Origin of the sequence: Streptomyces sp. M41(2017), assembly GCF_002078175.1 — a bacterium.
Lineage (GTDB): Bacteria > Actinomycetota > Actinomycetes > Streptomycetales > Streptomycetaceae > Streptomyces.
The window spans coordinates 4,001,915-4,024,134 of the sequence record NZ_MWFK01000001.1 but is presented as its reverse complement, the minus strand read 5'-3'; the positions used below and the strand labels follow the sequence as shown (position 1 = coordinate 4,024,134).

Below are 22,220 nucleotides of genomic sequence, written 5' to 3'. Positions count from 1 at the left end.
GGCGCCGGGGATGAACAGCGGTGGGCCGGTGCGGAGGAACGTTCACCGGCCCACCGCTGTTCGTCCCCGACTGCTTGTGCATAGTGGGGTGTCGCGTCCGGGAGGGCTCCGCGAGGAGCGGCCCGGCGCACGACGGACACGGAAGCCAGAGCTTCAACGGGGGTTACCGCAGCATGCGTTCTTCAAGACGGCGTCGTACGGTCCTCGCCGCCACCGGCCTGATGGCGGCGCTGGCGCTCACCGCGACCGCCTGCGGTCCTGGCGACGACGAGGCGGGCGGGTCCACCCCGTCCGCCTCGCAGGGTTCGGCGAGCGGCGACGACAAGATCAAGGTCCCGGACGACATCAGGGACAGGCTCAGGCAGCACGGCATCGACGTCGACCAGTGGAAGAACGGCGCCTGGAAGAACTGGGACCGCGACAAGTGGCTCGGCCGGGCCGAGGACTTCGTCAACCCGGTGATCGACGGACTGTGGAAGCCGGAGCGGATGAAGTCCGCCGAGGATCCCGACAAGACGATCTCCGCGAAGGACGCGACGGCGGACCAGGGGATCAGTGACCCGGAGCCCGATCCGGTGCGGGCACAGGCGGAGAAGACCCCGTACCACCAGCACGCGGCGCCCGTGGGCAAGGTCTTCTTCGACTCCCCCAAGGGCTCCATGGTCTGTTCGGGCACGGTCGTCAAGGACGTGAACCACCCCGGGAAGTCCAACCTCGTGTGGACCGCCGGCCACTGTGTGCACGCGGGCGGCGACGGCGGCTGGTACCGCAACATCGCCTTCGTGCCGTCGTACAACGACCAGGGGAAGTCCGAGGCGCAGCTCGGCACCGCGACGGCCTCGGAGGTCGCCCCCTACGGCCAGTGGTGGGCGGACTGGGCCTCGACGTCCCAGGAGTGGATCTCGGGCGGCGACGAGACGGGCGGTGCGGGCGCTCCGTACGACTACGCCCTGCTGCATGTGAAGCCGGAGCAGGGGGACAGGTCGCTGGAGGAGACGGTCGGCAACGCGCTGCCCGTCGACTTCTCCGCGCCGACCGCGCGGGAGGTCGGTGCGATGGGCGCCTGGGGCTACCCGGCCGCGCCGCCGTACAACGGCCTCAAGATGTTCAAGTGCGTCGACAGGCCGGGGCGTCTCTCGCTGGACCCGGCCCTGCCGGCGATGTACCGCATCGGCTGCACCATGACCGGTGGTTCGTCCGGCGGCGGCTGGTTCCGCGTCATCGACGGGAAGACCGAACTCGTGTCGAACACGTCGATCGGCCCGGCCGGCAACACCTGGCTGGCCGGCCCACGGCTGGGGCGCGGCGCGCGGTCGCTGTACGAGCAGATGAGCAAGGAGTACGGCGGCCGGTAGCCCCCGGCGCGTCCGCCGGCCTGCTGGACGACGAAGTCCCGCTCCCTCGGGTGAGGGGGCGGGACTTCGCGTCGTGCGGGGCGCGGACGTCTAGCGGAGCGCGGGCTCCGCGACGTACGGAGCGAGGTCCGCCGCCAGCTCCTCGTGCACCCTCAGCTTGAGGAGGGTGCCCTCCGCGGTGTGCTCCTCGGAGATCACCTCGCCCTCGGTGTGGGCGCGGGCGACCAACTGACCCTCCGTGTACGGCACGAGCGCCTCGATCTCGACCGAGGGGCGGGGCAGCTCGTTGTCGATCAGGGCGAGCAGCTCGGCGATGCCCTGGCCGGTGCGGGCCGAGACCGCGATGGAGCGCTTCTCGATCCGCAGCAGCCGCTGGAGCACCAGCGGGTCCGCCGCGTCCGCCTTGTTGATCACGACGATCTCGGGCACCTTCGTCGCGCCGACGTCCCGGACGACCTCGCGCACGGCGGCCAGCTGCTCCTCCGGGTCGGGGTGCGATCCGTCCACCACGTGCAGGATGAGGTCGGAGTCGCCGACCTCCTCCATGGTGGAGCGGAACGCCTCGACCAGGTGGTGCGGCAGATGCCGTACGAAACCGACCGTGTCGACCAGCGTGTACAGCCGGCCGCTCGGGGTCTCCGCCCGGCGGACGGTCGGGTCGAGGGTCGCGAACAGCGCGTTCTCGACGAGGACGCCCGCGCCCGTGAGGCGGTTGAGCAGGGACGACTTGCCGGCGTTGGTGTAGCCGGCGATCGCGACCGAGGGCACCTTGTTGCGGCGGCGCTCCTGGCGCTTGATGTCGCGGCCCGTCTTCATGTCCGCGATCTCCCGGCGCATCTTCGCCATCTTCTCGCGGATACGACGCCGGTCCGTCTCGATCTTCGTCTCACCGGGACCACGGGTGGCGAGACCGCCGCCCGAGCCGCCGCCCATCTGACGGGACAGCGACTGACCCCAGCCTCGGAGCCTCGGCAGCATGTACTGCATCTGCGCGAGCGCGACCTGCGCCTTGCCCTCTCGGGACTTGGCGTGCTGGGCGAAGATGTCGAGGATCAGGGCCGTACGGTCGATGACCTTGACCTTGACGACGTCTTCGAGGTGGATCAGCTGGCCGGGGCTCAGCTCACCGTCGCAGATCACCGTGTCCGCGCCGGTCTCGATGACGATGTCCCGGAGTTCGTTGGCCTTGCCGGAACCGATGTAGGTGGCCGCGTCGGGCTTGTCGCGGCGCTGGACGACGCCGTCGAGCACGAGTGCTCCCGCGGTCTCCGCGAGGGCGGCCAGCTCGGCCAGCGAGTTGTCCGCGTCCCGAACGGTCCCCGTGGTCCACACACCGACGAGGACGACGCGCTCCAGACGGAGCTGTCGGTACTCGACCTCGGTGACGTCCTCGAGCTCGGTGGAAAGGCCCGCCACGCGGCGCAGGGCCGCGCGCTCGGAGCGGTCGAACTGGTCGCCGTCCCGGTCTCCGTCGATCTCTTGGCTCCAGGCGACGTCCTCTTCCATCAGGGCATCGGCCCGAAGACCTTCGGGGTAGTTCTGCGCGGGGCTCTGCGCGTCCTGGGAAGGGGAAGAAGAGGAGGTCATTGGATCCTTACGTAGAGCGGAAGCGGAAGGCCGACAGATGTCGTCCGTCACAGGGAACAACGTCCGGGGCCGCCGGGAGATTCCCGGTCACCGCCGGATCGCCCCCGGTGAGGGGGCTGCTCCGTCGGCTCGAAGATGGTCGCACGGTACGGGCCGTCTCGTCACGCGACTTAACAGGCACCGTCGCGCACCCGCGGACCTGCCCGCGCGTGCTGCGGTCCCGGGTGTTCCGCCCGGCGTCGGCGACGGGCCGTCGTCACGAGGCCACGCCCCGTCGTGCCGCCGTCACCGGTCCGCGGTGCGACGCCCGGACACCTTCCGTCACCCCGTCGCCGCACGCGCGCGTGGACCCCGCTGTCTCACGCGCCCTTGCGGGCCTGCGGGGTGTCGCTCTTCCAGTCGGGGTGGCCCGGCATCGGGGGCGTCTTCTCGCCGTAGAGCCATGCCTTGAAGAAGCCCCTCAGATCGCGGCCCGCCATGGCGGACGCGAGGTCCACGAAGTCGGCCGTGGAGGCGACGCCGTCGCGGTTGACCGTGACCCAGGTCCGCTCCAGACGCTCGAAGGCGGGACGCCCGATCTCCTGGCGCAGCGCGTAAAGGGCGAGGGCCGCGCCGTCGTAGACGTTCGGCCGGAAGATGCTGATCTTGTGGCCGGGCTTCGGTCCCTTGGGTGCCGCGGGCGGGCCGCCGGCGGCGCGCCACGCGTCGGACATGGCGTAGGCCGCCTTCATCCGCTTCTCCATGGGCCGGTTCGCCTTCTCCTCGGCGTACAGGGCCTCGTACCAGGTGGCGTGCCCCTCGTTCAGCCACAGGTCGGACCAGGTGCGGGGGCTGACGCTGTCGCCGAACCACTGGTGGGACAGCTCGTGCACCATGATCGACTCGACGTACCACTTCGGGTAGGCGGGCTCGGTGAAGAGGTCCTTCTCGAACAGGGAGAGCGTCTGTGTCTCCAGCTCGAAGCCGGTCTGCGCCTGGGCCATCAGCAGCCCGTACGTCTCGAAGGGGTACCGCCCGACCTTGCTCTCCATCCAGGCGATCTGGTCGGGGGTCCTGGCGAGCCACGGTTCGAGCGCCGCGCGGTCCTGGGTGGGGACGACGTCGCGGACGGGCAGGCCGTGCGGACCGGTGCGGTGCAGCACGCTGGAGCGGCCGATGGAGACCTGGGCCAGCTCGGTGGCCATGGGGTGTTCGCCGCGGTACGACCAGGTGGTGGTTCCGCCCGCCCGCCGGGTGCCCTCCGGGAGTCCGTTGGCCACGGCGGTGTAGCCCTCGGGCGCCGTGACGTGGAAGGTGAACATCGCCTTGTCGGAGGGGTGGTCGTTGCACGGGAAGACCAGGTGCGCGGCGTCGGCCTGGTTGGCCATCGCGAGGCCGTCCTTCGTGCGGACCCAGCCGCCGTCCTGGTCCTTGGCGGGCACCGGGTCGCTGGTGTGGCGCACGGTGATGTGCAGCGGGCTCCCGGCGGGCAGCGTCCTGGCCGGGGTCACCACCAGGTCGTCGCCCGCGCTCGCGAAGTCGGCGGGCGCGCCGTTGACCTCGACCGACCGCACCGTTCCGTGGGCGTAGTCGAGGTTGACGCGGTCCAGCCGGGCGGTCGTCAGGGCGTCGATGGTGGTCACGGCCGTGAGCGGCTTGTCGTTGGCGCCGGAGTAGGTGAACGCGAGGTCGTACGACGCGACGTCGTAGCCGGGGTTGCCGAGGGTCGGGAAGAGCCGGTCGCCGATGCCGAGGGCCGTGCCCGGGGAGGGGGCGCTCGCGGCGATCAGGCAGACGGAGACGGCCGAGGCGAGCAGGGCCGCCTGGACGCGGCGGCTCCTCGGGCGGCTGGGAGCGGGGACAGGGGCGGGGGCGGCTTCGAGCGGCATGGACCACCGCTACCAGCGTGCGCCGGGCCGGTGGTGGCGACGCGCGCCCGGCCCACCCGAACGTGTCCCTCCGGAGGCCCATCGGGCGAGCGCGGACGTCGGGGCCGGTGGCTACTGGGCGGCCGCCGGATGCTGGGCCCGGCTCACGTCGAACACGCCGGGCACGTTGCGCATGGCGCGCATCAGGCCCTGGAGGTGTGCCGCGTCCGGGAGTTGAAGGGTGTAGGTGTGGCGCACGCGCTGCTGGCTGGGAGGTTCCACGGTCGCCGACACGATGGCGACGCCTTCCCCGGCGATGGCTTCGGTGAGGTCGGCCAGCAGGTGCGGCCGGCCGAAGGACTCGGCGACCAGGGTGACGCGGCACTCGGTGGTGGCGCCCCAGCGCACACCGACCTCCGGGCGCCCGTCGCCCTTCATCCGTGCCGCTCCGGGACACTCCACCCGGTGCACGGTGACCACTCCCCCGCGCACGGCGAAGCCGGTGACCTCGTCCGGCGGGACGGGCGTACAGCAGCCTGCCATGCGGACGGAGGCGCCCGGCTGGTCCACGAGGGCGTTGGCGGGGCGGGCGGGGTGGGCGGCGGCGGGACGCGTCGGCGGGGTCTCGGCGGGCGGCCTGGGGCCCGTGGCGGCGGCCTCCTCGGCGCCGGGTGCGGGGTGGGTGGCCATCCAGCGCTGGATGGCGATCCGGGCGGCGGCCGTGTGGGCGTGCTCCAGCCACTCCCTGGAGGGCTCGGAGGCGGGGTCCTGGCCCATGAGGAGCTGAACGGTGTCGCCGTCCTTGAGGACCGTACTCAGCGTCGCCAGGCGGCCGTTGACGCGCGCGCCGATGCAGGCGTGCGCGTCCTCCCCGTACTGCGCGTAGGCGGCGTCGACGCAACTGGCGCCCTCCGGAAGGCCGAGGGAGCCGCCGTCCGCGCGGAACACGGTGATCTCGCGGTCCTGGGCGAGGTCTTCGCGCAGGGTCGACCAGAAGGTGTCGGGGTCGGGGGCGCCCTGTTGCCAGTCCAGCAGGCGGGAGAGCCAGCCGGGGCGGGTGGGGTCGGCGCGCTCGCCCTCGAAGGGGCGGTCGCCGCCGTCCGGCTGGTCCTCCGACGGCGGGGCGTAGGGGTTGCCGAGGGCGATGACGCCGGCCTCGGCGACCTTGTGCATCTGGTGGGTGCGGATGAGGACTTCGGCGACCTGGCCGTCGCCCCGGGTGACCGCCGTGTGGAGCGACTGGTACAGGTTGAACTTGGGAACGGCGATGAAGTCCTTGAACTCCGAGACGACCGGGGTGAGACAGGTGTGGAGTTCGCCGAGCACGCCGTAGCAGTCGGCGTCCTCGTTCACGAGGACGAGGAGGCGGCCGAAGTCGGCGCCGCGCATCGGGCCGCGCTTGCGCGACACGCGGTGCACGGAGACGAAGTGCCGTGGCCTTATGAGGACTTCGGCCTGGATGCCGGCGTCCCGCAGGACCACCCGTACCTCCTCGGCGATCTCCGCGAGCGGGTCGTCCGGGCGGCTCGCGTTGTCGACGATCAGCTCCCGGGTGTGTTCGTACTCCTCGGGGTGCAGGATCGCGAAGACGAGGTCTTCCAGCTCGGTCTTGAGCGCCTGGACGCCGAGGCGCTCGGCGAGGGGGATCAGCACGTCGCGGGTCACCTTGGCGATGCGCGCCTGTTTCTCCGGGCGCATCACGCCGAGCGTCCGCATGTTGTGCAGCCGGTCGGCGAGTTTGATCGACATCACGCGGACGTCGTTGCCGGTCGCGACCAGCATCTTGCGGAAGGTCTCCGGTTCGGCGGCGGCGCCGTAGTCGACCTTCTCCAGCTTGGTGACTCCGTCGACCAGATAGCAGACCTCGTCGCCGAACTCCTCGCGGACCTGATCCAGCGTCACTTCCGTGTCCTCGACGGTGTCGTGGAGCAGGGAGGCGGTCAGGGTCGTGGTCTCGGCGCCCAGTTCGGCGAGGATCAGGGTCACGGCCAGAGGGTGCGTGATGTAGGGCTCGCCGCTCTTGCGCATCTGGCCGCGGTGCGAGGACTCCGCGAGGACCCACGCCCGGCGCAGGGGTTCCAGTTTGGCGTCGGGGTGGTGGGCGCGGTGCGCCTCCGCCACGTGCCCGATCGCGTCCGGCAGCCGGTCGCGCGCGGTGGGTCCCAGCAGTGCGGCCCGGCCCAGTCGCCGCAGATCGATCCGCGGACGTCCCTTCCTGCGGTGCGCTGGGGCCACTCCCGGTTCGAGCGGGGCCGTGCGCTGCGGGGCGGGCGTCGCGGGGCCTGGCGTCGCGGGATTCGTCGCCTCCGCACTCATGGGCACCTCCGGCTGCGTAAGACCGGCGGACGGGTGCCCCAGGGCGTACTCGGCTCAGGGGATGGTGTCGGTCCCCCGTCCGGGCCGGTGCTTGATGCTACCGAGCCCACCACGCCCGGTTGACCGCCTCTCGCCGAGCGTGAAACGGATCACCCATTCGAGCGACTGTCCGGGGGTTTACAGTTTCGAACTTCTGAAAGGGGCGGCACGGACGTACGGCCGAGGGCGGTACGACGGGCTTCCCCGCGGCCACCCGGACCCCTCGGCACCGGACGGCGCCCTCGGGTTCGATCAGCTTGAGGAAGCGGCCAGCCAGTCGGCGTCGATCTCGCCCTCGGCGACGATCACCGCGGGGCCCGTCATCTCGATCTCGCCGTCGGCCCGCTCCGTGATGACCAGACGGCCGCCGGGGACGTCGACGGTGTACGTCGCGGGGGTGCCGGTGACGGCCGGGTCGGCGCCGTCACGGCGGGCCGCGGCGACGGCCACGGCGCAGGCGCCGGTGCCGCACGAGCGGGTCTCGCCCGAGCCGCGTTCGTGGACCCGCAGGGCGACGTGGCCCGGACCCCGGTCGACCACGAACTCGACGTTGACCCCGTCCGGGTACACCGAGGCGGGGGTGAACGGCGGCGGTGCGTAGAGGTCGCCGGCGTCGGCGAGGTCGTCCACGAAGGCGACGGCGTGCGGGTTGCCCATGTTCACGTTGCGCGCGGGCCAGCTGCGCTCTCCGACGGCGACCGTGACCTGCGCCTCGGGGAGGAGGGCCCTGCCCATGCCGACGGTGACATCGCCGTTCTTGGCGAGGTGCACGGTCTTCACGCCGCCGCGCGTGGCGACCGTGATGTCGCCCTCGGCCACGTGTCCGGCGCGCTGGAGGTAGCGGGCGAACACGCGCACTCCGTTGCCGCACATCTCGGCGACCGAGCCGTCGCCGTTGCGGTAGTCCATGAACCACTCGGCGTCGGCGGCCATGGCCCGGGCCTCCGGGTGGGCCGCGGAGCGCACGACGTGCAGCAGACCGTCGCCGCCGATGCCCGCACGGCGGTCGCACAGGGCGGCGACAGCGGCCGGCGGGAGGTCGATGACGTTCTCCGGGTCGGGGACGATCACGAAGTCGTTCTCGGTCCCGTGCCCCTTGAGGAAGGCGATCCGCGTGCTCATTCCTCGATCGTACGGGGTCGGGCCCGGGCGTCGCGGTCCGGCGCCGGGGTCAGCGCAGTCGCGCCACGCGCCACACGGCGAGCACCGCCACCGCGGCGACGACCACGACGTACGCGATCACCACACGCCAGTCGGGGCGGCGGCCGGAGCCGCGCGCGGGGAAGCCGGGCAGGGCGTAGCCGACGCGGCGGGCGGCCATCATGCCCCAGCCGGCGGCGCACGAGCAGATCAGCAGGCCGAGCATGGCGACCACGGCACCGCCGTCACCGAACTCGAAGGCCAGCGGAAAGGCGAACATCAGGGATCCGGTGGCCGCCAGCGCGACGATGGGGGCGAGCTGCCAGAGGCGCAGACGGCGCTGCGGGCGCAGCTCGACCTCTACCTCGGGCTCGGGGGACATCGCACCGGGTTCCGGTCCGTCGGCGATCACCCCGGCCGGGGTGTCGTCGGGTCCGTCCGAGCTGAGGGGTTCCCCGCCCAGCTCGGGCTCGACGCCGCGATCGGCGTCCGGGTCGATGCTCAGACCGTCTCCGTCCGGAACGGCACCGTGCTCAGTGCCTCGTGCAGTGTCGCGAGGGCCGGCCTCCATCGCCACGCGCCCTCCCAACTCGGACTTCACTGGTCGATCGAAGCTCGATGATGGCACGCCACCGGAGGCCCCGATGACGGCCGGAGCGTCCCGATGCCATGACGTGATCAGGCTGTGACCGGTCGCTCCACCAACGCCAGTGCGAGCTCGGGAAGTTCTGTGAGATCCGCCGCAGCCCCACTGAGCCAATGCACCCGCGGGTCGCGCCGGAACCATGAATCCTGACGGCGCGCGAAGCGTTTGGTGGCGCGGACGGTCTCCGCGCGCGCCTCGTCCTCGGTGCACTCCCCGGCGAGCGCCGCGAGCACCTGCTGGTATCCGAGCGCGCGTGCCGCCGTGCGCCCCGCGCGCAGGCCGCGCGCCTCCAGGGTGCGCACCTCGTCGACGAGCCCGGCGTCCCACATGCGGTCGACCCTGCGGGCGATGCGCTCGTCCAGCTCGGGGCGCGCCACGTCGACGCCGATCTGCACGGTGTCGTACACGGAGTCGTGGCCGGGCAGGTTGGCGGTGAAGGGCTTGCCGGTGATCTCGATGACTTCGAGGGCGCGGACGATGCGGCGGCCGTTGCTGGGCAGGATCGCGTGGGCGGCCTCGGGGTCCGCCATGGCGAGCCGTGCGTGCAGGGCGCCGGAGCCGCGCAGGGTCAGCTCCTCCTCGAGGCGGGCGCGCACCTCGGGGTCGGTGCCGGGGAACTCCAGGTTGTCGACGGCGCCGCGCACGTACAGTCCGGAGCCGCCCACCAGCACCGGCCAGCGGCCTTCGGCGAGCAGGGCGTCGATACGGGCGCGGGCGAGGCGCTGGTACTCGGCGACGCTGGCCGTGACCGTCACGTCCCAGATGTCGAGCAGATGGTGGGGGACCCCGCCGCGTTCCTCGTCCGTCAGTTTGGCGGTGCCGATGTCCATCCCTCGGTACAACTGCATGGAGTCGGCGTTGACGACTTCACCGCCGAGGCTCTTGGCGAGGAAAACGCCCAGATCGGACTTTCCTGCCGCGGTCGGTCCGACGACGGCGATGACCCGGGGGGCGGGGGGTGCGCTGCTCACGGTCCCAGTCTCGCAAACCCCGGAGCCTCTCCCCTAACGAGCTACGTGACGGGCCCGGTCCGGGTTCGTTGCCTGTTGCGAGGTTCCGGCCGCCGGTGCCGGGAGCCGGTGACCCGGGTGACGCAATCGGACGCACCGGGCAACGCGGGATTTCGCCCTCACGAGTAACGTATGGAGTGGATATGGGCGTATTTGCATGGCTTCTCCGCAGGTCGAAGACGACGGAGGAGGCGTCGACCGCCGAGGCGCAGGCCCCCGCAGGGCCGGCCCGCACCGAGGCGGAGGTGGCGGTGGACGCGAAGGGTTCGTCCGGGACCGGGGGCGGGGCGACGGCGGGAACCGCCGAGGCCGGCACCACGGAGGACGTCGACATCCCCAGGCAGCAGACCGCCGACCAGGCCGCCGACAACGCAGCCGGTGAGAGCGCCCACAGGTAACTGCCGTCGAGGGAAGGCGAACCATGGGTCTGATGGACAATCTGAAAGCCAGGCTGGAGCCGGCCAGGGACAAGGTCTCGGGGCTCGCGCAGCAGCACGGGCACAAGGTCAACGACGGCCTGGAGAAGGCCGCCAGGATCGTGGACGAGAAGACCAAGCACAAGTACAGCGGCACGATCCGGACGGGCACCGGCAAGGCGAGGGACGCCGTGGACCGCCTCGCGGCGAAGGAGGGCGACAGGCCGTCGACACCGCCGGACATGCCGACGCCGCCTCAGGCGCCCTGATCGGCGCGGACATCGGCGGACGGCCGCGAAGCCCCGTGCTTCCGGCCGTCCGCCGTTTCCGGGGACGGCTTCGCCCGGCGGATCCCGGCGGCGTCCACGAACCCGGCGCGACCTAGGACCAGGCCGCCACGATGTATCCGACGCCGTAGGGCGCCTCGTCGTAGAGCAGGGCCCCGGCCAGACCCGCGCCCTCCGCGGCGCCCGCGAGGACCTGCCAGGGGGCCCGCCCGGCGACCTTCAACTCCTGGGCCAGTTCGGCGTCCAGTGCCTTGAGCGCGTCGACGTCCGCCGTTCCGAGGGCGCGGGCGGCCTCCGCGTCGAAACCCGCCGCGCGTTCGTCGAGATAGCCCGGCGCCTTCAGGGTCCGGCACGCGCTGGCGTCGCCCATCACGAGCAGCGCCACCCGCTCGGCCCGGGCGGCGAGCTGAGCGCCCGTCCGAACGCACCGCTCGGCTTCCAGGGGTTCTCCCACTCCCAGTCCCTCGACGGGGGCGTCGGACCAGCCGGTGCGCTCCAGCAGCCAGGCGGCGACGGCGAGCGAGGCCGGGAGCGGGCGGTCCGCGGTGTCGGCGCCGGTGCCGGCCGCGCCGTCCCCGCCGAGACGGACGGCGAGGTCGACCCCGAAGCCGGCGAAGGAGCCGCGCGTTCCCTCCGGGTGCGGTCCGCGGCCGCTCTGCTCGGCGGGGCCGACGACGACCAGCAGGTCGGGACGGGACGCGGCGAGCAGGCCCAGCGCGTCCGTGCACGCCGCACGAGCGGCGTCCAGTTCGGGTGCCGCGCCGGCGGCGACCTCGGGGACGAGCAGCGGGGGGCAGGGGCAGACTGCGGCGGCTACAAGCATGATCCGCAGCGTAACGCCGACACCCGGCGGCTGCCCGGGGCCCGACGCGCGGGACCGGACTCCGCCCGACCGCGCAACGCCCGGAACACCGGGGGCGCGTGGCGTGCGCCGCGTCGCGGGAGCCCCGCCGGACCCGGCTAGTCGCAGCCGCAGCCGCTGCCCGTGCCCGCCGCGACCGGCAGGGGCTCGGGGGCGCCGATCTTCGGCAGGCCGAGCATGACGCCCGCCGGCTTGGCGGCCGCGGCGGCGTTGCGCTTCTCCCAGGCGTCTCCGGCGCGCGTGCGCCGCACGTCCAGCACGGCACCCTCGGCGAGGAGGTGGTGCGGGGCGGCGTACGTGATCTCGACGGTGACCACGTCGCCGGGGCGGACCTCCGTCTCGGGCTTGGTGAAGTGGACCAGGCGGTTGTCGGGGGCGCGGCCGGAGAGCCGGTGGGTGGCGCCGTCCTTGCGGCCCTCGCCCTCGGCGACCATCAACTCCAGCGTGCGGCCGACCTGCTTCTTGTTCTCGTCCCAGGAGATCTCCTCCTGGAGCGCGACGAGACGCTCGTAGCGCGCCTGGACGACCTCCTTGGGGATCTGCCCCTCCATGGTGGCCGCCGGGGTGCCGGGGCGCTTGGAGTACTGGAAGGTGAAGGCCTGCGAGAAGCGGGCCTCGCGCACGGCGTGCAGGGTCTGCTCGAAGTCCTCCTCCGTCTCGCCGGGGAAGCCCACGATGATGTCGGTGGTGATCGCCGCGTGCGGGATGGCGGCCCGGACCTTGTCGATGATCCCGAGGAAGCGCTCCTGGCGGTACGAACGGCGCATGGCCTTCAGGACCGTGTCGGAGCCGGACTGCATCGGCATGTGCAGCTGCGGCATCACGTTCGGCGTCTCGGCCATGGCGGCGATCACGTCGTCGGTGAAGTCGCGCGGGTGGGGCGAGGTGAAGCGGACGCGCTCCAGGCCCTCGATCCTTCCGCAGGCGCGCAGCAGCTTACTGAAGGCCTCGCGGTCGCCGATGTCGCTGCCGTACGCGTTGACGTTCTGCCCGAGGAGCGTGATCTCGGAGACGCCCTCGCCGACCAGGGCCTCGATCTCGGCGAGGATGTCGCCGGTCCTGCGGTCCTTCTCCTTGCCGCGCAGCGCCGGGACGATGCAGAAGGTGCAGGTGTTGTTGCAGCCGACGGAGATCGACACCCAGGCCGCGTACGCGCTCTCGCGGCGGGTCGGCAGGGTGGAGGGGAACGCCTCCAGGGACTCGGCGATCTCGATCTGCGCCTCCTCCTGGACGCGGGCGCGCTCCAGCAGGACCGGCAGCTTGCCGATGTTGTGCGTGCCGAAGACGACGTCCACCCAGGGCGCCTTCTTGACGATGGTGTCGCGGTCCTTCTGGGCGAGGCAGCCGCCGACGGCGATCTGCATGCCGGGGCGCTTGGTCTTCATCGGGGCGAGGCGGCCCAGGTTGCCGTAGAGCTTGTTGTCGGCGTTCTCGCGGACGGCGCAGGTGTTGAAGACGACGACGTCCGCGTCGCCGTCCGAGCCCGCGGGGGCCCGCACGTATCCGGCGTCCTCCAGGAGCCCGGAGAGCCGCTCGGAGTCATGGACGTTCATCTGACACCCGTAGGTGCGCACTTCGTACGTCTTGGATTCCTGAACGTCCACTGCCTGACTCCGGTCGCCGCTGCTCATGTGACAAGGGTAGGCGGTTGCCGGAGTGGGTCAGGACGCAGGCGCCCCACGGCCGGGACGGCGCACGGGCAGGGCGCGGACCGGGCCGCCGCTACGGGTCCGGCCGCGGCCCGCGCTCCGGGCCGTACCGCGCCCGGTCGCTGGCGGCCGTCACCGTGCCGTCCGGGACCCGGTCCAGGGCGGACCGTCACCGTGCCGTCCGGGCCCGCGGAGGTCACGCGGTGACTGAGGGCCGCAGGGCGTCCTCGACCGGTACCGTCGGCCGGCCCAGGAGCCGGGCGAGCGCGGGGTCCGCGGGGACCGACGCCCGGACCGCACCGGAGCGCGGGCTCATGGAGGAGTGGCTGGACCGGATCGCCGGGTCCTCCGGCTGACCGTCGGCCGCCCGCGGGCCCCGCCGCCCGCCGATCCGGCGTCAGGCGAGGCCGGTGAACCGTTCCGCCACCGTCTTCGCGGCGGCGCCCAGCAGGATCGTGTAGTGGTTGGAGTCCTCGACCAGTTCGGCGGGCAGGTCCACCGACCCGCCGGTCCAGCGCTCGATCACGGTGGCGGGCAGCATCGGCGGCTCCTGGCCGAGCAGCCCGAGCGGCGCGTGCAGCAGCAGCGCGGGGACGGAGAGCCGCTCCAGGTCCGCCGCGAAGCGGTCCCCGGAGGCCAGCAGATCCCGCCCGTCCTGCCGTACGGCTTCCTCGCGTGCCTTCGACCGGCGGGCGCCCTCGGGACCCGTGAGGTCGTAGCGGACGTACGCCTCGACGTCGGCGTTCCAGTCCGGGCCCAGGGCCGGGTGGGCGCGGAAGAAGTCGACGTAGTCCTGGTCGGTCTCGTACGTCCGGCCGAGGCGCACGATCGCGGGGCCGAGCGTCACGTCGAGGATGCCGTCGAGATCGGCGCCGGGCGGCACCGGCAGGGGCAGCCCTCCGTCGACGAGCAGGAGCCGGTCGAACAGTTCGGGGCTGCGCGCGGCGGCGAGCAGCGCGACGTACGCGCCCATCGAGTGCCCGGTCAGCGCGACCGGGGCCCCGTCGCCGAGGCCTTCCGCCAGCCGGCACAGATCGCCGGCGTGCCGGTCCAGGCCGTACGGGCCCGGGGTGTCGGTGCTCCCGCCGCGTCCCCGCAGGTCGGGCGCGAACAGGCTCCACTCGTCGGAGAGGTGGCGGGCGAGGGCGCCGAACGCCATGCCGGACGCGGTGATGCCGTGGGCGGCGAGCGCGGTGCGCGGCCCGCCACCGAACCGCAGGACCCGCAGGGTTCCGCCCTCGACGGGCAGATCGAGTTCGGCCGGCTCGTCCATACGCTCCCCCTGCTCGTCCCGGGCGGTCCGGCGACCTTGCCGGGCGGTTCGCTCAGCGACGTCGCACGGCGCCGCTCCGCGAAGTTAACAAGCGGGTCCGAGGCCGTGGAAGGGGTACGCGCGTACGTCTGTCCGAGGCCCGAGTGAAAACGTGCCCTCGGCGACGGCTCGGCCCCGGACGACCTCCAGGCCGCAGGACCCGGCACGGTTCCCGGCGGCCGGAACGCCACGTACGGCCCCGCCCGGACGCCACACCCCTAGGCGTCCGGCGCGCTCCATCCCTGGCGGCGCAGGACCTCGGCGACGTCCGGGGCCCGGTAGTGCGCGCCCTTGAGGACCTTGCCGTCGGCCCGGCGGGCGACCTGGCCGTCGGGGCCGATCTTCGTCATGTTGGCCCGGTGGATCTCGGCGATCACCGCGTCGAGGTCGATCCCGTGGACGAGGGCCGTGCCGTACGCCACGTACACGACGTCGGCGAGTTCGTGCGCCAGCCGGTCGAGCGGACCCCCGACCGAGACCTCCGCCACTTCCGCGGCCTCCTCGGCCAGCAGTTCCCCGCGGTGCGCGGCCAGCGCCGGCGAGACCTCGGCCGGGACGCTGCCGGTGTGCAGCCCGAACGCCCGGTGGAACTCCCGGACCAGCGCGGCCGGGGAAGGGGAGCCCGGTGAGAGGGCCGCGGGCGAGGGGGCGGCGGCCGGATCGCCGACGGCCGAGGCGCCCCGCGCGGCCTCCGGAGACGCCGTCGGGGAAGCAGCTCGAGCTGCGGGAGAAGGGTCCTGCGACGGGAAGGACGGCTGCATGGGCCGAGCCTATCGATCCCCACGACCCGGTCCCGCCCGTCCCGGCCTGGTCAGGACCGCCCTCGGGCTGGCAGGATCGCGCGCATGTTCCCGGCACTCCCCCACATCGGCCGACGCCGCGCGCTGTTCGGCTCGACGGCCGTCCTCGCGGTCGTCGGGCTGCTGCTGTGGTGGCTGCTGCCGTTCGGCGAGGAGTCCCCGCACGGGACGATCACCTTCAGCGCGGGCACCCCGACCGGGGTCTACCAGAAGTACGGCACGCTCCTGCAGGGAGCCATGGCCAAGGACATGCCCGATGTCGACGTCAGGCTGCTGAACAGCGACGGGTCGCAGGAGAACATCCGGCGCGTGGCCACCGGCCAGGCCGACTTCAGCATCGCGGCGGCCGACGCCGTGGAGACGTACATCCTGCAGAACAAGCCGGGCTCGGGCCGGCTGCGCGGCTGCTCGCGGCTGTACGACGACTACGTGCACCTGGTGGTGCGGCGCTCGTCGTCCATACGGTCGGTGGCGGATCTGAAGGGCAGGAAGGTCGCCGTCGGTCCGAGCGGCTCCGGGGTGCGGCTGATCGCGAACCACGTGCTCCAGGCGGCGGGACTGGACGCCGACAGCGACATCGAGCCTCTCGACAACGGCATCAAGGACATGCCGGAGATGCTCAAGGACCACAGGATCGACGCCTTCTTCTGGTCCGGTGGCCTCCCCACCAGCGCCGTCCTCGAGCTCTCCGAGGCCGACGACATCCGTCTGGTGCCGATCGGCAGCGACCTCGTCAAGAAGCTGCACGAGCAGGGCGGCGCCTCGCGCTACTACCGGGCCGCGGTGATGCCCGCCGACGCCTATCCGAAGGCACAGCGCGGCGCGGCCGTGCAGACGCTGGCCGTGGCCAACTTCCTGATCACACGGGACGACGCGGACGCGAACCTGACCGAGGAACTCACGCGCACGGTGATCGCCAGCCGCGACCGCATCGGCCAGAAGGTGCACGCGGCCCAGCTCGTGGACCTGCGCACCGCGATCTACACGGATCCGCTGCCCCTGCACGAGGGCGCGCGGCGCTACTACCGGTCGATCAAGCCGTAGCCGGCCGTACCGGACGCACCCCGCTCAGGTGACGCGCCCGGGCTCCGACCTCGGCACCGTCACCGTCACGCGCAGGCCGTGCGGCTCTTGGTGGTCGTACGCGATGGAGCCGCCGCCCGCCTCCAGCAGGGCCCGCGAGATGGACAGGCCGAGGCCCGAGCCCTTGACGTTCTGATGGACGGCGCTGCGCCAGAAGCGGTCGCCGATGCGCGTCAGGTCCTCGTCCGAGAGGCCGGGACCGCAGTCGGTCACCACGACGGTCGACGTCCGGCCGTTGGACTCGACCGTCACCTCGACGCATCCGTCCTCGGGCGTGAACTTCACCGCGTTGTCGATCACCGCGTCCAGGGCGCTCGACAGCGTGACCGGGTCGGCCCAGGCGGTGACGGCCGGGCAGGCCCCCACCAGCCGTACCCCCCGGCTTTCGGCGACCGGCTGCCAGGAGGCGACCCGCTCGGCGGTCAGCGCGCCGACGTCCGTGAGGCGCACGTCGGCCTCGGCGTGCTCGGCCAGGGCCAGGTCGAGCAGATCGTCCAGGACCTGGGCCAGACGCTTGCCCTCGGTGCGGACGGAGGCGATCTCCTCGTTGCCCTCGGGCAGTTCGAGGGCGAGCAGCTCGATGCGCAGCAGCAGTGCGGAGAGCGGGTTGCGCAACTGGTGCGAGGCGTCGGCGACGAAGGCGCGCTGCTGCTCCAGCACATCCTCGACGTTGTCGGCCATCTCGTTGAACGACCGGGCCAGGCGCTGGAGTTCCGGTGGTCCGCCGGCCGCCGCGACCCGGGACTTGAGGCGCCCGGTCGCGATGTCGTGCGTGGTGGCGTCGAGGACGCGTACCGGGCGCAGCACCCAGCCGGTCAGCCGTAGCGCGGCGCCGACCGCGAGGAGCATCGCGGCGATCTCGCCCGCCCCGATGATCAGCCAGCCGTGCAGGGTCGCGGACCGCATCTGCCCGGTGGGCGAGTCGGTGACGACGACGGCGATGACGTCGCCGTCCTTGATGACCGGGGAGGCGACGACGAGCCGGTGGCGCTGCCAGGGCCAGACCTGCTCGGGGTCGTGGCTGCGGCGGCTGACCAGCGCCTCGTTGAAGGCGTCGCGGGCCACCCCCGTCCGGGGCAGACCCCAGTCGTCCGGGGCGTTGGCCATGGGCCTCAGGTTGCGGTAGAAGACGCCGGCGCGGATGCCGTACACCTCGTAGTAGCGGGCCAGCTCGGTGCGCAGCGTCTCGGCGCGTTCGTCGGGGAAGCCGCCCTGGGTGCCGCTCGGCGGTTCGGTGACGTACTGGGCGAGGGCGGAGAAACGCGCGGTGTCGTCGATGCGGTCGACGACGACGCGCTGCTGGCGGGCCGCCGCGACGCTGACGGCGAGCGGAACGCCGAGGGCGAGCAGGACGGCCGCCATCAGGACGATGAGCAGCGGGAGGAGACGCGTGCGCACCGCGGCCGCTACCCGGCCGGGGCGACGAGCCGGTACCCGACGCCGCGCACGGTCTCGATCAGCGCCGGCATGCGCAGCTTGGAACGCAGCGAGGCGACGTGCACCTCCAGGGTGCGTCCGGTCCCCTCCCAGCTGGTGCGCCACACCTCGCTGATGATCTGCTCGCGGCGGAACACCACACCGGGGCGCTGCGCGAGGAGCGCGAGCAGGTCGAACTCCTTGCGGGTCAGCTGGACGGTGGTGCCGCCGACGGTGACCTGCCGGTTGGGGAGCTCGATGCGGACGGGACCGAGGAGCAGTGCGGCCTCACCGGGGGTCGCGGCGTCGTCGTGGGCGGTGCGCCGCGCGACGGCGTGGATGCGGGCCAGCAGTTCCCCGGTGTCGTACGGCTTCACCACGTAGTCGTCGGCGCCGAGGTTGAGGCCGTGGATGCGGGAGCGCACGTCCGCGCGCGCGGTGACCATGATCACCGGGGTGGCGGTCCGCTTCCGGATCTTGCCGCAGACCTCGTAACCGTCCTGGTCGGGCAGTCCGAGGTCGAGGAGGACGACCCCGAAGCCGTCGCTCTCCGGGACGAGGGCCTGCAGGGCCTCCTCGCCGCTGCGGGCGTGGGTGACGTCGAAGCCGTGCCGTGCGAGCACGGCGGACAGGGCCGCGGCGACGTGGTTGTCGTCCTCGACGAGCAGCAGTCTCATTCCGGCCCCCTCCGGTTCATCGGTCGTACGGTCTCGGCGCGTGCAATGGCGTACGGTCGCGGCGCGTGCCCTGTGGAACGGTGCACGCACGCGTGCGCCAACAAGGAAGTCACGCCGATGGACAAGGACGGCGTCAAGGGCCTTCGGGTTGCCTGCGGCTTCCGTTACCCAGCCGGTACGCGCCTTCGCGCCGGCCATTACGACACGTGTCCGATTGCTACCGGATCGTGATGCTCAAGTTCCCCTCAGATGTAATGACGCTGGTCGTGCGGGGTCACTACTGTCCTCCGAAACCGAGGAGGACGGAGCCCCAAAGCGATGACCGAAGTATCGGTGGCCAAGGACGACCTGGCCGGGACCGACGAACTGGTCGTCCTGAAGAGCGTCAACAAGCACTTCGGCGCGTTGCACGTACTCCAGGACATCGACCTGACGATCACACGGGGTGAGGTCGTCGTGGTCATCGGACCGTCCGGGTCCGGGAAGTCCACACTCTGCCGCACGATCAACCGCCTGGAGACCATCGATTCGGGTGACATCTCGATCGACGGCAAGCCGCTGCCCCAGGAGGGCAAGGGGCTCGCGCGGCTCCGGGCCGACGTGGGCATGGTCTTCCAGTCCTTCAACCTCTTCGCGCACAAGACCGTGCTCGAGAACGTGATGCTGGGCCAGACCAAGGTCCGCAAGACCGACAAGAAGGCGGCGGAGGAGAAGGCCCGGGCGCTCCTCGACCGGGTCGGCGTCGGCACCCAGGCCGACAAGTACCCGGCGCAGCTGTCGGGCGGCCAGCAGCAGCGCGTCGCGATCGCGCGGGCACTGGCGATGGACCCGAAGGTCATGCTCTTCGACGAGCCGACCTCGGCCCTGGACCCCGAGATGATCAACGAGGTCCTGGAGGTCATGCAGCAGCTCGCCCGCGACGGCATGACCATGATCGTCGTCACCCACGAGATGGGTTTCGCCCGTTCGGCCGCCAACCGGGTCGTGTTCATGGCCGACGGCCGCATCGTCGAAGAGGCGGTGCCCGACCAGTTCTTCAGCAACCCGCGCAGCGACCGTGCCAAGGACTTCCTGTCGAAGATCCTGCACCACTGACCACTCCCGGCGTCCCTGACGTCCCTCCTCGCGCGCGGGGCTCCGAGCGCGCGAACCGCCCTTCGACGGCCCGTACTTCTTTCTCCACGCAAAGGATGTTCTCCATGAAGCTCTCCAAGGTCGTCGCCGCCTCGGCCGCCGTGCTCGCCCTCACCGCCACCGCCACCGCGTGCGGTTCGGACAACAAGGACGACAGCGGTTCCTCGGGCGGCGGCAAGATCAAGGTCGGCATCAAGTACGACCAGCCCGGTCTCGGCCTGAAGCAGCCGGACGGCTCCTTCGCCGGCTTCGACGTGGACGTCGCGACCTACGTCGCCAAGGAGCTCGGTTACAAGCCGAGCCAGATCGACTTCGTCGAGACGAAGAGCGCCGACCGTGAGAACGCGCTCGCCCGCGGCGACGTGAAGTTCATCGCGGCCACCTACTCGATCACCGACGAGCGCAAGGCCAAGGTCGACTTCGCGGGCCCCTACCTGCTGGCCCACCAGGACCTGCTCGTCAAGGCGGACTCGAAGATCGCCAAGGGCGACGACCTCAACGGCAAGAAGCTCTGTTCGGTGACCGGCTCGACGTCGGCGCAGAACGTCCAGAAGACGATCGCCCCGAAGGCCAACCTGCGTCAGTACAGCGGCTACTCGGAGTGCATCGCCGGCCTGCAGAGCGGCGCCGTCGACGCGGTGACCACGGACGACTCGATCCTCGCGGGCTTCGCGGCGCAGGACAAGTACAAGGGTGAGTTCAAGCTCGCCGGCCTCAAGCTGAGCAACGAGAACTACGGCATCGGCATCAAGAAGGGCGACTCCGCCCTGGAGAAGAAGATCAACGCCGCTCTCACCAAGATGGTCGGCGACGGCGCCTGGGACGCGGCGGTCAAGAAGAACTTCGGCCCGGCCGAGTACAAGAACGAGCCGGCCCCGAAGATCGGCGTGATCGTCAAGTAGCCCGGCCCTCCGAAGTCACCAGGTAACGCAGGGACCTTCAGGTGACGCAGGAATCCGCGGTTCACGCGGGGTTCCGCCGGTGCGCCGCCGCCCGCCGCGATCACGGCGGCGGCGCACCGCGTCCGCCACGTACGCCACCACCCGGAAGCGCGGGAGATCGTGTTCGACTTTCTTCAAGGTTATGACGTCCTCGGGGCGTTCTGGACGACGGTGAAACTCACCGTCTACTCCGCCCTCGGCTCCCTGGTCCTGGGCACCCTGCTGGCCGCGATGCGGGTCAGCCCGGTCCCCCTCATGCGCGGGTTCGGCACCGCCTACGTGAACATCGTCCGGAACATCCCGCTGACCGTCATCATCGTCTTCAGCTCACTCGGACTCGCCGACATCTTCGGCGTGACGTTGGGCGCACCGGACGACTTCAAGCTCCAGGGCTTCCGGCTCGCGGTCCTCAGCCTCGTCGCCTACACGGCGGCCTTCGTCTGCGAGGCCCTGCGCTCCGGCATCAACACCGTGCCCGTCGGACAGGCGGAGGCGGCCCGTGCGATCGGGCTGAGCTTCAGCCAGACGCTGCGGCTCATCGTGCTGCCGCAGGCGTTCCGTTCCGTCATCGTGCCGCTGGCGAACGTGCTGATCGCGCTGACCAAGAACACGACCGTGGCCGCCGCCATCGGCGTGGCCGAGGCCGCCACCCTGATGAAGACGATGATCGAGGCCGAGGCGCAGACGGTCCTCATCGCCGCCGTCTTCGCCTTCGGGTTCGTGGTCCTGACCCTCCCCACCGGCCTCATCCTCGGCTGGCTGGGCAAGCGACTGGCGGTAAAGCGATGACCTCCGTTCTCTACGACGCCCCCGGCCCCCGGGCCAAGCGCCGCAATGTGGTCCTCTCGGTGGTCTTCGTCGTTCTGCTCGCCCTGTTCCTGTGGTGGGTCTGGACGGCGATGGACGACAAGAACCAGCTCAAGTGGGCCCTCTGGGAGCCGTTCACCACGGCGGACGCCTGGAACACCTATCTGTGGCCGGGTCTCCTCGGCACGCTCAAGGCCGCCGCTCTCAGCATGGTGATCGCCCTCCCGCTGGGCGCCGTCTTCGGCATCGCCCGCCTCTCGGACCACCGCTGGGTGCGCGTTCCGGCCGGCGCCGTGGTCGAGTTCTTCCGGTCGATCCCGGTCCTGCTGCTCATGCTGTTCGCGAACGAGCTGTACGCGCGCTCCGCGGGCATCGCCAGTGAGGACCGCCCGTTCTACGCGGTCGTCACCGGCCTGGTCCTCTACAACGCCTCGGTCCTCGCCGAGGTCGTGCGGGCCGGCATCCTCGCCCTCCCCAAGGGGCAGACGGAGGCCGCGTACGCGATCGGACTGCGCAAGGGCCAGACGATGGGCAGCATCCTGCTGCCGCAGGCGGTCACCGTCATGCTGCCCGCGATCGTCAGCCAGCTCGTGGTCATCGTGAAGGACACCGCGCTGGGCGGTGTGATGATCGGCTACCAGGAGCTGCTCACCGCGCGCAGCACGCTGGCGGCCAACTACGCGAACGTCGTCCAGAGCTTCATCGTGGTCGCCGTCATCTTCATCATCGTGAACTTCGCGATCACCAGCTTCGCCTCCTGGCTGGAGGCCCGGCTGCGGCGCGGCAAGAAGTCGACCGGCGCGGTGCTCCCGCTGAACGACGCCGCGATCGACGGGACCGCGGGCACGGGTGGTGGCGGCGGCATCGCAGGCGGTATCTGATGAACAGTCGATCTG

Annotated in this window: 20 protein-coding genes; 8 read left to right on the top strand and 12 right to left on the bottom strand. The window is 71.7% G+C overall.

All coding sequences use genetic code 11. The features are described 5' to 3' along the window. Positions 1-173 precede the first annotated feature (173 nt). The gene (locus tag B0675_RS17735) at positions 174-1,355 is read left to right on the top strand and encodes a hypothetical protein (protein WP_081219788.1); all 1,182 of its coding nucleotides are present in this window, start codon (positions 174-176) and stop codon (positions 1,353-1,355) included. A 90-nt stretch (positions 1,356-1,445) separates the two neighbouring features. On the opposite strand, the gene hflX is transcribed toward B0675_RS17735, so the two are convergent. The 6 genes from hflX to miaA form a co-directional block, all read right to left on the bottom strand. After that, positions 1,446-2,942: a GTPase HflX gene (gene hflX, locus B0675_RS17730; protein WP_081219787.1), complete on the bottom strand. Its 1,497-nt coding sequence runs from the start codon at positions 2,940-2,942 to the stop codon at positions 1,446-1,448. A 359-nt stretch (positions 2,943-3,301) separates the two neighbouring features. Beyond that, on the bottom strand, positions 3,302-4,810 hold the full coding sequence (locus B0675_RS17725) for a M1 family metallopeptidase (RefSeq protein ID WP_081219786.1): 1,509 nt from the start codon (positions 4,808-4,810) through the stop codon (positions 3,302-3,304). Positions 4,811-4,921: 111 nt separating this feature from the next. After that, positions 4,922-7,105 carry an HD domain-containing protein gene (locus tag B0675_RS17720; protein ID WP_081219785.1) on the bottom strand — a complete coding sequence of 728 codons (2,184 nt, stop codon included), beginning with the start codon at positions 7,103-7,105 and terminating at the stop codon, positions 4,922-4,924. Positions 7,106-7,396: 291 nt separating this feature from the next. Then, positions 7,397-8,266, bottom strand: a complete 870-nt coding sequence (gene dapF, locus B0675_RS17715) for a diaminopimelate epimerase (protein ID WP_081219784.1) — start codon at positions 8,264-8,266, stop codon at positions 7,397-7,399. 49 nt (positions 8,267-8,315) lie between these two features. After that, positions 8,316-8,855: a hypothetical protein gene (locus B0675_RS17710; RefSeq protein WP_081219783.1), complete on the bottom strand. Its 540-nt coding sequence runs from the start codon at positions 8,853-8,855 to the stop codon at positions 8,316-8,318. A gap of 107 nt (positions 8,856-8,962) precedes the next feature. Further along, positions 8,963-9,901, bottom strand: a complete 939-nt coding sequence (gene miaA, locus B0675_RS17705) for a tRNA (adenosine(37)-N6)-dimethylallyltransferase MiaA (RefSeq protein ID WP_081219782.1) — start codon at positions 9,899-9,901, stop codon at positions 8,963-8,965. Positions 9,902-10,083: 182 nt separating this feature from the next. Here miaA and B0675_RS17700 point away from each other — a divergent pair, with 182 nt between their 5' ends. Together B0675_RS17700 and B0675_RS17695 are read left to right on the top strand one after the other, a co-directional pair. After that, complete coding sequence (locus B0675_RS17700; protein ID WP_081219781.1) at positions 10,084-10,338, top strand: hypothetical protein; 255 nt, start codon at positions 10,084-10,086, stop codon at positions 10,336-10,338. A 23-nt stretch (positions 10,339-10,361) separates the two neighbouring features. Further along, positions 10,362-10,625, top strand: coding sequence for an antitoxin (locus B0675_RS17695; protein ID WP_081219780.1), 264 nt, complete (start codon positions 10,362-10,364; stop codon positions 10,623-10,625). A gap of 112 nt (positions 10,626-10,737) precedes the next feature. On the opposite strand, the gene B0675_RS17690 is transcribed toward B0675_RS17695, so the two are convergent. The 4 genes from B0675_RS17690 to B0675_RS17675 all read right to left on the bottom strand — a co-directional run bounded on the left by B0675_RS17690 (position 10,738) and on the right by B0675_RS17675 (position 15,068). After that, a complete protein-coding gene (locus tag B0675_RS17690) occupies positions 10,738-11,466 on the bottom strand; it encodes a class III extradiol dioxygenase subunit B-like domain-containing protein (protein WP_081219779.1) in 729 nt (242 codons plus the stop codon). 137 nt (positions 11,467-11,603) lie between these two features. Continuing rightward, entirely contained in the window at positions 11,604-13,136 is a 1,533-nt protein-coding gene (miaB, locus tag B0675_RS17685; RefSeq protein ID WP_107482653.1) for a tRNA (N6-isopentenyl adenosine(37)-C2)-methylthiotransferase MiaB, read from the bottom strand. Positions 13,137-13,551: 415 nt separating this feature from the next. Beyond that, on the bottom strand, positions 13,552-14,427 hold the full coding sequence (locus tag B0675_RS17680) for an alpha/beta hydrolase (RefSeq protein WP_081219777.1): 876 nt from the start codon (positions 14,425-14,427) through the stop codon (positions 13,552-13,554). A 257-nt stretch (positions 14,428-14,684) separates the two neighbouring features. Continuing rightward, entirely contained in the window at positions 14,685-15,068 is a 384-nt protein-coding gene (locus B0675_RS17675) for a MazG nucleotide pyrophosphohydrolase domain-containing protein (RefSeq protein WP_241539952.1), read from the bottom strand. A 243-nt stretch (positions 15,069-15,311) separates the two neighbouring features. On the opposite strand from B0675_RS17675, the gene B0675_RS17670 reads away from it, so the two are divergent. After that, positions 15,312-16,310, top strand: a complete 999-nt coding sequence (locus tag B0675_RS17670; protein WP_081219775.1) for a TAXI family TRAP transporter solute-binding subunit — start codon at positions 15,312-15,314, stop codon at positions 16,308-16,310. A 24-nt stretch (positions 16,311-16,334) separates the two neighbouring features. Here the strand turns inward: B0675_RS17670 and B0675_RS17665 are convergent, their stop codons facing one another. Continuing rightward, positions 16,335-17,747, bottom strand: coding sequence for a HAMP domain-containing sensor histidine kinase (locus B0675_RS17665; protein ID WP_081219774.1), 1,413 nt, complete (start codon positions 17,745-17,747; stop codon positions 16,335-16,337). Between the two features lie 8 nt (positions 17,748-17,755). Then, positions 17,756-18,442, bottom strand: coding sequence for a response regulator transcription factor (locus B0675_RS17660; RefSeq protein WP_081219773.1), 687 nt, complete (start codon positions 18,440-18,442; stop codon positions 17,756-17,758). Between the two features lie 318 nt (positions 18,443-18,760). On the opposite strand from B0675_RS17660, the gene B0675_RS17655 reads away from it, so the two are divergent. From B0675_RS17655 to B0675_RS17640, 4 genes are all read left to right on the top strand, one after another. Further along, positions 18,761-19,537, top strand: coding sequence for an amino acid ABC transporter ATP-binding protein (locus tag B0675_RS17655; RefSeq protein WP_081219772.1), 777 nt, complete (start codon positions 18,761-18,763; stop codon positions 19,535-19,537). Between the two features lie 104 nt (positions 19,538-19,641). Continuing rightward, positions 19,642-20,478 (top strand): glutamate ABC transporter substrate-binding protein, encoded by an 837-nt coding sequence (locus tag B0675_RS17650; protein ID WP_081219771.1) that lies wholly within the window; start codon positions 19,642-19,644, stop codon positions 20,476-20,478. Positions 20,479-20,637: 159 nt separating this feature from the next. Continuing rightward, positions 20,638-21,306 carry an amino acid ABC transporter permease gene (locus tag B0675_RS17645; RefSeq protein ID WP_081219770.1) on the top strand — a complete coding sequence of 223 codons (669 nt, stop codon included), beginning with the start codon at positions 20,638-20,640 and terminating at the stop codon, positions 21,304-21,306. Next, a complete protein-coding gene (locus B0675_RS17640) occupies positions 21,303-22,205 on the top strand; it encodes an amino acid ABC transporter permease (RefSeq protein ID WP_081219769.1) in 903 nt (300 codons plus the stop codon). The genes B0675_RS17645 and B0675_RS17640 overlap by 4 nt, the downstream gene beginning before the upstream one ends. Positions 22,206-22,220: the final 15 nt, after the last annotated feature.

Bases quoted from the DNA above. Each gene is read 5' to 3' on its own strand.
- B0675_RS17670 (WP_081219775.1), top strand. From the start codon at position 15,312: ATGTTCCCGGCACTCCCCCACATCGGCCGACGCCGCGCGCTGTTCGGC.
- B0675_RS17700 (WP_081219781.1), top strand. From the start codon at position 10,084: ATGGGCGTATTTGCATGGCTTCTCCGCAGGTCGAAGACGACGGAGGAG.
- B0675_RS17735 (WP_081219788.1), top strand. From the start codon at position 174: ATGCGTTCTTCAAGACGGCGTCGTACGGTCCTCGCCGCCACCGGCCTG.
- B0675_RS17660 (WP_081219773.1), bottom strand. From the start codon at position 18,442: ATGAGACTGCTGCTCGTCGAGGACGACAACCACGTCGCCGCGGCCCTG.
- B0675_RS17680 (WP_081219777.1), bottom strand. From the start codon at position 14,427: ATGGACGAGCCGGCCGAACTCGATCTGCCCGTCGAGGGCGGAACCCTG.
- B0675_RS17720 (WP_081219785.1), bottom strand. From the start codon at position 7,105: ATGAGTGCGGAGGCGACGAATCCCGCGACGCCAGGCCCCGCGACGCCC.
- B0675_RS17650 (WP_081219771.1), top strand. From the start codon at position 19,642: ATGAAGCTCTCCAAGGTCGTCGCCGCCTCGGCCGCCGTGCTCGCCCTC.
- B0675_RS17640 (WP_081219769.1), top strand. From the start codon at position 21,303: ATGACCTCCGTTCTCTACGACGCCCCCGGCCCCCGGGCCAAGCGCCGC.
- B0675_RS17690 (WP_081219779.1), bottom strand. From the start codon at position 11,466: ATGCTTGTAGCCGCCGCAGTCTGCCCCTGCCCCCCGCTGCTCGTCCCC.
- B0675_RS17710 (WP_081219783.1), bottom strand. From the start codon at position 8,855: ATGGAGGCCGGCCCTCGCGACACTGCACGAGGCACTGAGCACGGTGCC.
- B0675_RS17725 (WP_081219786.1), bottom strand. From the start codon at position 4,810: ATGCCGCTCGAAGCCGCCCCCGCCCCTGTCCCCGCTCCCAGCCGCCCG.
- dapF (WP_081219784.1), bottom strand. From the start codon at position 8,266: ATGAGCACGCGGATCGCCTTCCTCAAGGGGCACGGGACCGAGAACGAC.
- B0675_RS17655 (WP_081219772.1), top strand. From the start codon at position 18,761: ATGACCGAAGTATCGGTGGCCAAGGACGACCTGGCCGGGACCGACGAA.
- miaB (WP_107482653.1), bottom strand. From the start codon at position 13,136: ATGAGCAGCGGCGACCGGAGTCAGGCAGTGGACGTTCAGGAATCCAAG.
- B0675_RS17695 (WP_081219780.1), top strand. From the start codon at position 10,362: ATGGGTCTGATGGACAATCTGAAAGCCAGGCTGGAGCCGGCCAGGGAC.
- hflX (WP_081219787.1), bottom strand. From the start codon at position 2,942: ATGACCTCCTCTTCTTCCCCTTCCCAGGACGCGCAGAGCCCCGCGCAG.